Genomic DNA, 7,211 nt, shown 5'->3' on the forward strand with positions numbered 1-7,211 from the left:
GATCAACATCCTGGCCGCCGGGCGGGCGGACAGGCTAAACGCCTGTGGAGGGACCGTAAGACCTTCCGCGTAGCGGAGGGCGGGACCCGGTGAAACAGGAAGCCACAGAAGTGCCGCACACGCGGCACAGACTGAATCCCCGACCTTCAGGCCGGGGAGCACGCCAAATCACGGCGGTGTACTCGCCGACTGCTGCGGAAGAGAACACCATCATGCAATCGTTGGGCCGCACCTACAGCATCCTGGTGGAGATGCGCGAGACCACCCCCTCCAACCTGGTCCCGGGGATCCCGCTCGGACCGCAGCCATAGCACCCCGCGAAGCGCGTTGGAAGCCCGGGGGTCGGCGTCGCCGGCGGACGAACGGGCTGGTCACCCCGGGTTGGCGGACGGAGGCGCCGCCGACCGGAAATCAGCGGGTGAACTCTGTGCGATCGCGTGATATTCGAACATGCTGTCGATGGTCAATTGCTCGAACGTGCAAAACGAGATCTGCTGTTCGCCCCGGTGGTGTTCCCGAGATGAACGCCCACTGGACGAACTGTTCCGTTCGTTTACGTAAATGGGATGAACGTTCGGGGTGGAGGCGTGCCAAGCTGTCCAGCGGGTCGTTGGCTTAGTCCTATTCCGGACCGAAGCCGTGCGGTTACAGAAGATGGAACGGCGATGACACACCGTCCCGAGAGGTGATCAATGCTGCTTACCGCGTCCATCCCCGTTGAGCGCGAGGCGCCGATGTACTGGCGGCGCGAATTTTACGGAAAACCCGAACAAGTCCGTTTTGTCCGGGCGTTCGCCGCGCATCTGCTGGTCGATTTCCCCGCCCTGGACGACGTCCTTCTCGTCCTGGACGAACTGGTCGTCAACGCCATCCAGCACACCCGGTCGGGTGAGGACGGCGGGCGCTTCACCGTCGACCTCAACATGGACGGGGCCGGCGTCATCGTCTACGTCACCGACCAGGGCGGCCCGGGAGAGCCGTGCCTGCGGAGCCGTGCCGGTCTGGCGGAGGGCGGACGCGGCCTGCTCACCGTGGACGCCCTCGCCGCCACCTGGTCCTGGACCGGCACCCCGGAGTCCCGGACCATCCGGGCCACCTTCCCCCGCGTGGACGCCTGGGTCTAGGCGTCGCGCCGGCGCAGGACGGTGGCTCCGCCCCAGAACGCCGCCGCCGTCCAGGCCGCCACGATCGCCAGTGCGGTCGCCGCCGGGTAGGGGCCGTCGCCGGCCGGCAGATGCCGGCCCGCGCTGCTCGGCAGGGCCTCCGCGACGTCCTTCAGCAGGTCCGAGCGGGTGTTCGCCAGCGTCATCGGCAGCACCAGGACGAAGAGGAACGCGGTAGTGATCGTTGCCGCGGTGCTGCGGAGCATGGCGCCGACGCCCAGGATCAGTGCGCTCATCATCGCCAGATACACGCCCGTCATCAGCGCGTCGTGCACGACGTCCCCGGCGTCGAGGCGCCCCCACTCGCCGAGAACCGGACAGACGACCGCCGTGCCCACCAGGTCCAGCACCACCCCGGCGGGGAACACGACCGCCGTGGCGACGGCGGTCTTCGCCGCCAGCATCCGGGCGCGCGGCGGCACCCACTGGAGCGTCGCGCGGATGCTGCCCGTCGCGTACTCGCCGGTGATCATCAAGATGGCGAGGGCGAGGACGACGAACCGCACCAGGAACCCCGCGCGATCACCTCCGCCATGGAGGCGTCCGCGAGCAGCCGCCCCCGGCCGATCACGACCAGGCGGTCCGCGGTGAGCTGCATCTCGCTCATGAGGTGGGACGACACGAACACCGTGCGGCCCTCCGCTGCCAGACCGCGCACCAGCTGTACGTCTGCCGTCTCCGACGACAGCCCCCTAGCGCAACCGGTCGTCCTGCCTGGCACCTGGACCGAGAACCTCGCCGCCCACACCGGGCACCAGCCCGCCACCGGAACCAGCGACATCACCACCCACACCCACGACCGAACCCCTATCGACCACACCGTGAGATGACCCCCGGCCACCCCCACGCCGCTATTTCCATCCCATTCCGCCCTTGCGCCGCCGCCGCAGCCTCCCCGCCGGGGCGGGCTTGGACATCGCCCCCGTGATGTGGAAGCACCCGCAGATCTCGCAGTCCTGTACCTGCGTGGGCAGCCGCTGGAATCCCGCCGCGTCCGCGTCGCGCTTCTGCCGGTAGCGCCGCAACTCCCTTTCGGCGTCCTCCCGCGTGTCGAACGGCTTCTTACCGCACACTCGATCCTGATTCACCCGCCGCCCGCTCCCGGTCTGGCCGTCCCACTTCTGCGCACGCCTACGCCTGCCCATATGACCCTCTGGTCCTCTCACTCGATTAATGTTCGCCACCCCGGCACCGGAGCAGCGCGGGACAGTACCGGGCAGCGCCGGGCAGCGGCCCCCACGCCGACGACGCTTGAGACGGAATTGCCTGTGGCAGCGCCGGCCCGGCACGGACCCGGCGCCCGCGGCCCTTCACCGCTGCGGCCGATCCCGGCGTCCGGGCTGTCAGATGTCGACGGTGAGCGATATGCGCTTGTGGTCGGAGTCGGGCCGCTGGGGGTCGCGGAAGTCATGGACGCGGTAGGAGCCCGCCACATAGGCGGCGGCGAGCGGCTCGTTGAGCAGGATCGCGTCGATCGGCAGGCATTGGCGGCCGTTGGGCCGCTCGACCTGCGTCGGGGTGTAGTCCCCCGCCAGTTCGGCGGAGTGACTGAACCCCAAACCGCCTTCCCGTCTCTTCGTGGCGGGGTTCCACCAGCCGCACAGAGCGTCCAGCGCCCGCGTGTCGTAAACATGCGGCCCGGCCAGCGACGGCCCGCCCTGCCACTGGACCCGGTAGTTGATCTGGCGTGGGTTGTGCACGCCGGGGGTGTTCAGGTCGGTCGGCTCGAACTCGGGGCCGCTGGGGACGGTGTTCCAGTCGCCCAGCAGCGCGCACGGGATGTTCGGAGCCGACAGCCGGTCGAACCGGCGGGCGTCGGCCAGCCGGTCGTCCCCGCTGTAGATGTCGCCGTGCCAGGCCACCAGCCGGACCGGGTCGGTGCGGCCGGGCAGCGTGAACACCATCAGGTTGCGGTTGCGGGCGGCGAAGTCGGGCAGCCGGTGACCGTAGAACCGGCGCACCACGACCTTGCGCGGGTCGACGTAGATCACGGGTGCGAACATTCCGCCCTCGCGCGGCAGCGAGCACGGGTGCGGGACATAGGCGGGGCCGCCGGCCTCCCGCAGCGCGGCGGCGGCCTCGTACGCGCCTTCCATCCCGTTCAGCTCGTACCGGTCGCCCTCGCCCACCACCAGGACGTCAGGCCAATCCCCGTCGTGCAGCATCCCGGTGACCCGGCCGAAGTCGTACGGGCCGCCGTCGCCGGAGTAGGCGGAGTATCCGGAGCCGGTCCGGCCACCGTGTTCGACGTTGACGTAGCTGAGCCGCAAGTGCGTCATCGTGCGTCACCGCCGCGCATCAGATGTTCGATCTGCTGGCGGCTGAACCTCCGCCTACCGCCCGGTGTGCGGACAGAGGCCAAATGCCCGGCATCGGCCCAGCGGGCCACGGTCTTGGTATCGACGCGGAACATCCTGGCCACCTCTGCGGGGGTGAGAAGCTGCTCAGGGCTGAAGTCCCATCCGTGCAGGATCGTCTTGCTCACTTGGGGGGTCCGTCTCGTTGAAGGTGGCTTCGGCAGGCGGGGGGCCTTTCACCGTTGCGGCCCCCGTTCCGTGCTACTTCACGTCTCGCCCTGTTCCACCTTCACTATTTCCGCGAGCCCCACCGCCAGCAGAGCCCGAGCCGCCGCCAGCCCGTCACGCCCATACGACAGGTGCAGCCCCGCGTCCTCCAGCAGCGCACGGCCCGACTCGCCCGGCCGCTCGGTCAACTCGCGTTCGCCGATCTGCTCCACCCGGTCCATGACCGGCCCGAGCATCCGCCCGACCAGATCACACACCACCAGGACCGAATCCAGCGCCGCCGTAACCTGCGCCAGGGTCAGCCCGGCCGCCGCACCGCTGGTCACCCGCAAGGCGTCCCCGGCCCGCTCCACCAGCACATCAAGCGCCCGTTGCATCCGGCCCGTCTCCGGCTTCGTCATCGGGCGCACTCTCCCGTGACACCGGTTCCGTCTGAGCCGGACGCGTCCCGGCCCGGGACGGTGCGCAGCGGGTCACGCCACCTCGGCACAACCCGGCCCACCCGATCCAGCACCCTGCCCGCCCGCGGATCGGGCACCATCCCGACGCCGCCAAGGACCGGGATCGCGGTCAGCGGCCCCACCTCATGCGGCCAGTGCTGCACCGGCACCAGCCCCGGCGGGACCAGCTCCAGCCGCCGCCCGAACAGGCCCGCGATCTGCTCACGGGTTCGCGCCACACCCGGTGCGCTGGCACCCTGATAGACCTTCTCCACCTGCGCGAGCGCCGCCGGGTCCGCGCCCGTCGAGCATCCGTGCGACAGTGCCACCACCGAGCCCGGCACCATCCGGCCCGTGAACGCCCGCACGATCCCCGCCGGGTCGCAGGCGTCGGTGACAAAGTGCAGCACCGCGATCAGCAGCACCGCCACCGGCCTGTCCCAGTCGATCCACGCGTCAAGATCAGCGATCAGCGCGTCCACCTCGCGCACGTCCCCGCGCACGATCGGCATCCCCTCCAGCAACGCCCGATCATGCGCCAGCACCAGCGGATCGTTGTCGACCCCCACCACCACCGCGTCCGGACGGTGCTCCCGGGCGATCTGGTGCGGGTTCGGCTCGGTCGGGATACCGGTCCCCACGTCCACGAACTGACCGATGCCATGCCGCGCCGCCCACGCCACCACCCGGTGCATGAACGCCCGGTTGTCCCGCGCCGCCCGCGGAACCGACGGCGCCGCCGCCGCGACCCGCCCCGCCGCCGCCCGGTCGACCTCCCCGTTGTCCTTGCCCCCAAGGAACACGTCGTACATCCGCGCCGGGGACGGGACATCGGGGTCCCACGGCCCATCCTCCCCCCGCACCGGACCGGCCGAGTCCCCTCCGGCCAGGATGCGCCACAGCACATCCGCAACCGAATCCTCATCGAACGCCCCGCCGGACGCCCCGTCATCGCCGTCGAACCGCCGCGCCATCACGCCCGCGCCTCCTGCCCGGCCACGCGCCGCAGCAGGCCCGCCAGCACCGCCGGAGCGCCCTCGACCTCATCGACCGGCACGACCCCCTCGCCGGAGTCCGCCAGCACGAACCACCACCGGCCCCCCACCCGGTCGCAGCCCACCGCCACCGACCCCGAGCCGTCCGCCGCGCCGCCCACGTTCAGCACCGGCGCACCACCACGCCAGCCCATCAGCCCGCACACCAGCCCCGACCCCGGCCCCCCGACCACCGCACCCAACGCCGCCAGATGCAACCGACGCGCCCCCACCGCCGCCATCAACCGCCCGCCAGGCCGCTCAAACTCATCTCGCGCCATCTGGCTTGATTGCATCGTGCGCCACGCCCTTTCCGACCTCGCTACGGTCCGTGATGCTCCGTATAGTCGCGGCACGTCCCGGAACGCGGTAGAGCGCTCATCGCTGACAGCGATAGGAGTCCTGATGGAAGTTCGGACCCTCCCAGACGCCCTAAAGGCGATCATGGAAAGCAACGGATGGAGTCAGACGGACCTTGCTCGTGAGCTGGGCGTCTCCCAAGTTTGGGTATCCGAGGTCTCGCGGGGCATAAAGGACACAACGTTCACGAAGGCAGTTGGCCTACTTGCCCGCGTAGGGTGGGAAGTGCGCTTATCGCCCAGAGCGGAGGACCCCGTGCAGCGTAGGGAGTTCATGGCCGCCGCCGCGTCAGTGATCTTTGTCCCCTCTCCCAAGACCTCGCCCTACCAGGACGCGGCCTATGTGGCCGCCCTTGCCGGCGTGCTGGCTCGGAACCGGTACGAGCTTGGCGGGATGCCCCTCGTAGCCTCTGCCATGGGGCATATCTCACGCATCGAGACGGCGGTGCGCGACAATAATTGCCTTCCGTCTCTGCAAAAGGCCGCATCCCGCTTGGCGAACCAGGCGGCACTGGTGCTGTACGACGCTGGAAAACTCGGAGTCGCGGACCGTGCCGAAGCCCTCTCCCTGGAGCTGGCGACCCGTGCGGGCGCCCACAATGCTCAGGCGCGGGCATACGACGGTCTAAGCCGCATCAGCCTTTACCGAGGCGATCCCTCCCGAGCAGCCGCCTATGCTCAACGCGGGTTGAAGCTTCCAGATGTCACCAACGGTCAGCGCGCAGCCTTGAACATGCGTCTTGGTCGGTCCCTTGCCCTGATCCCCGGTCAGCGGATGGCATCCCGTTCCGCGCTCGACCAGGCACGCGCGGTTGGCGGCCTGTCCCCGTTCGAGGAAGCCGCCCTGGTGGGTGATGTCGGCATCGGCTTTGGTCAGCTTCGCGTCTATCGCGAAGCTGGAGCGCTGCTCAGCGAAGCCGCTGAATCCATAGGGCAGTGGTCGCCACTCTTCCAAGCCCAGTATCTGGGACGTCAGATCCAGACCGCTCTACGTGCGTCAGATCCCGCATTCGCGGCGGATCGCATGATGGAGCTGGCGAGGGCTCTGCCTCTCGTCGCTTCGGCCAGGGTCAACACACGGGCCACTGAGATCTTGAGGATGTCAACCCACTGGTCCCGGGTACCTGAGATTTGTCAGGCACGTGAACACTTGCAGGCCGTCATGCCCGCTGACAGTCACGACGCGCGCTAGCCCACGACCCGCACGTTCAGCGTGTGAGGATTTCCCTGCTTAGGTGCACGGTGCCTGATCGGGCGCGCGGGTGGCCGGCCGCCCTCACGTCACCGGAGCATCAGCGACACTGGAAGCACGTCCACCAAAGGGGAGCCGTGAGCCACGGCCAGTACCGAGCCGCGCAACTGGCCGATCCCTCTGCGCGCATCCTTCACCTGACCACTCCAGCCATAGGCGCTACCGGTCCCCGACCAGTGTGTGCAGTTCTTCCATGACTTCTTCCCAGGTCGGCATTCGAGCATGTGCGGGCGCAGCCGAATTGAAAAGCACTCGCACTCCCATCTCACGCAGCGTCTCAACATTCACCTCGAACGCACGATGCCGAGCCAATGCATCCTTGAGCAGCGGGGCGGCCACGATCGGCACCCCAAATCCCATCAACTCGCACAGCAAGCCGACAGCGAATGTGTCCGCGATGCCAGCCGCCCACTTGTTGATCGTGTTGAAGGTCGCGGG

Annotated in this window: 9 protein-coding genes and 2 pseudogenes; 2 read left to right on the top strand and 9 right to left on the bottom strand. The window is 69.0% G+C overall.

Annotation, left to right across the window (positions count from 1 at the left end; genetic code table 11):
- Positions 1–692 precede the first annotated feature (692 nt).
- Positions 693–1,124, top strand: coding sequence for an ATP-binding protein (locus tag AF1_RS30735; RefSeq protein WP_067807373.1), 432 nt, complete (start codon positions 693–695; stop codon positions 1,122–1,124).
- Here the strand turns inward: AF1_RS30735 and AF1_RS30740 are convergent.
- The 8 genes and pseudogenes from AF1_RS30740 to AF1_RS30775 all read right to left on the bottom strand — a co-directional run bounded on the left by AF1_RS30740 (position 1,121) and on the right by AF1_RS30775 (position 5,356).
- On the bottom strand, positions 1,121–1,669 hold the full coding sequence (locus AF1_RS30740) for an ABC transporter permease subunit (RefSeq protein WP_067807375.1): 549 nt from the start codon (positions 1,667–1,669) through the stop codon (positions 1,121–1,123). The two genes, AF1_RS30735 and AF1_RS30740, sit on opposite strands and share 4 nt — an antisense overlap.
- A gap of 2 nt (positions 1,670–1,671) precedes the next feature.
- A pseudogene (locus AF1_RS34960) lies at positions 1,672–1,824 on the bottom strand (ABC transporter ATP-binding protein); the annotation flags it as partial.
- A 190-nt stretch (positions 1,825–2,014) separates the two neighbouring features.
- Positions 2,015–2,251 carry a hypothetical protein gene (locus tag AF1_RS30750; RefSeq protein WP_131732954.1) on the bottom strand — a complete coding sequence of 79 codons (237 nt, stop codon included), beginning with the start codon at positions 2,249–2,251 and terminating at the stop codon, positions 2,015–2,017.
- A 255-nt stretch (positions 2,252–2,506) separates the two neighbouring features.
- Positions 2,507–3,442, bottom strand: coding sequence for an endonuclease/exonuclease/phosphatase family protein (locus AF1_RS30755; RefSeq protein ID WP_131732955.1), 936 nt, complete (start codon positions 3,440–3,442; stop codon positions 2,507–2,509).
- On the bottom strand, positions 3,439–3,648 hold the full coding sequence (locus AF1_RS30760; RefSeq protein ID WP_067807387.1) for a BldC family transcriptional regulator: 210 nt from the start codon (positions 3,646–3,648) through the stop codon (positions 3,439–3,441). The genes AF1_RS30755 and AF1_RS30760 overlap by 4 nt, the downstream gene beginning before the upstream one ends.
- 78 nt (positions 3,649–3,726) lie before the next feature.
- On the bottom strand, positions 3,727–4,089 hold the full coding sequence (locus tag AF1_RS30765) for a hypothetical protein (protein ID WP_131732956.1): 363 nt from the start codon (positions 4,087–4,089) through the stop codon (positions 3,727–3,729).
- Positions 4,086–5,102, bottom strand: coding sequence for an SAM-dependent methyltransferase (locus tag AF1_RS30770; RefSeq protein WP_067807391.1), 1,017 nt, complete (start codon positions 5,100–5,102; stop codon positions 4,086–4,088). The genes AF1_RS30765 and AF1_RS30770 overlap by 4 nt, the downstream gene beginning before the upstream one ends.
- A complete protein-coding gene (locus AF1_RS30775; RefSeq protein ID WP_169804068.1) occupies positions 5,102–5,356 on the bottom strand; it encodes a hypothetical protein in 255 nt (84 codons plus the stop codon). Before AF1_RS30775 ends, AF1_RS30770 begins: the two co-directional genes overlap by 1 nt.
- Positions 5,357–5,795: 439 nt before the next feature.
- Here AF1_RS30775 and AF1_RS30780 point away from each other — a divergent pair, with 439 nt between their 5' ends.
- A complete protein-coding gene (locus tag AF1_RS30780) occupies positions 5,796–6,713 on the top strand; it encodes a hypothetical protein (protein WP_131732958.1) in 918 nt (305 codons plus the stop codon).
- Between the two features lie 219 nt (positions 6,714–6,932).
- Here the strand turns inward: AF1_RS30780 and AF1_RS33855 are convergent.
- Positions 6,933–7,211, bottom strand: a pseudogene (locus AF1_RS33855) (flavoprotein); the annotation flags it as partial.

Source organism: Actinomadura formosensis NBRC 14204 (assembly GCF_001552155.1).
Lineage (GTDB): Bacteria > Actinomycetota > Actinomycetes > Streptosporangiales > Streptosporangiaceae > Spirillospora > Spirillospora formosensis.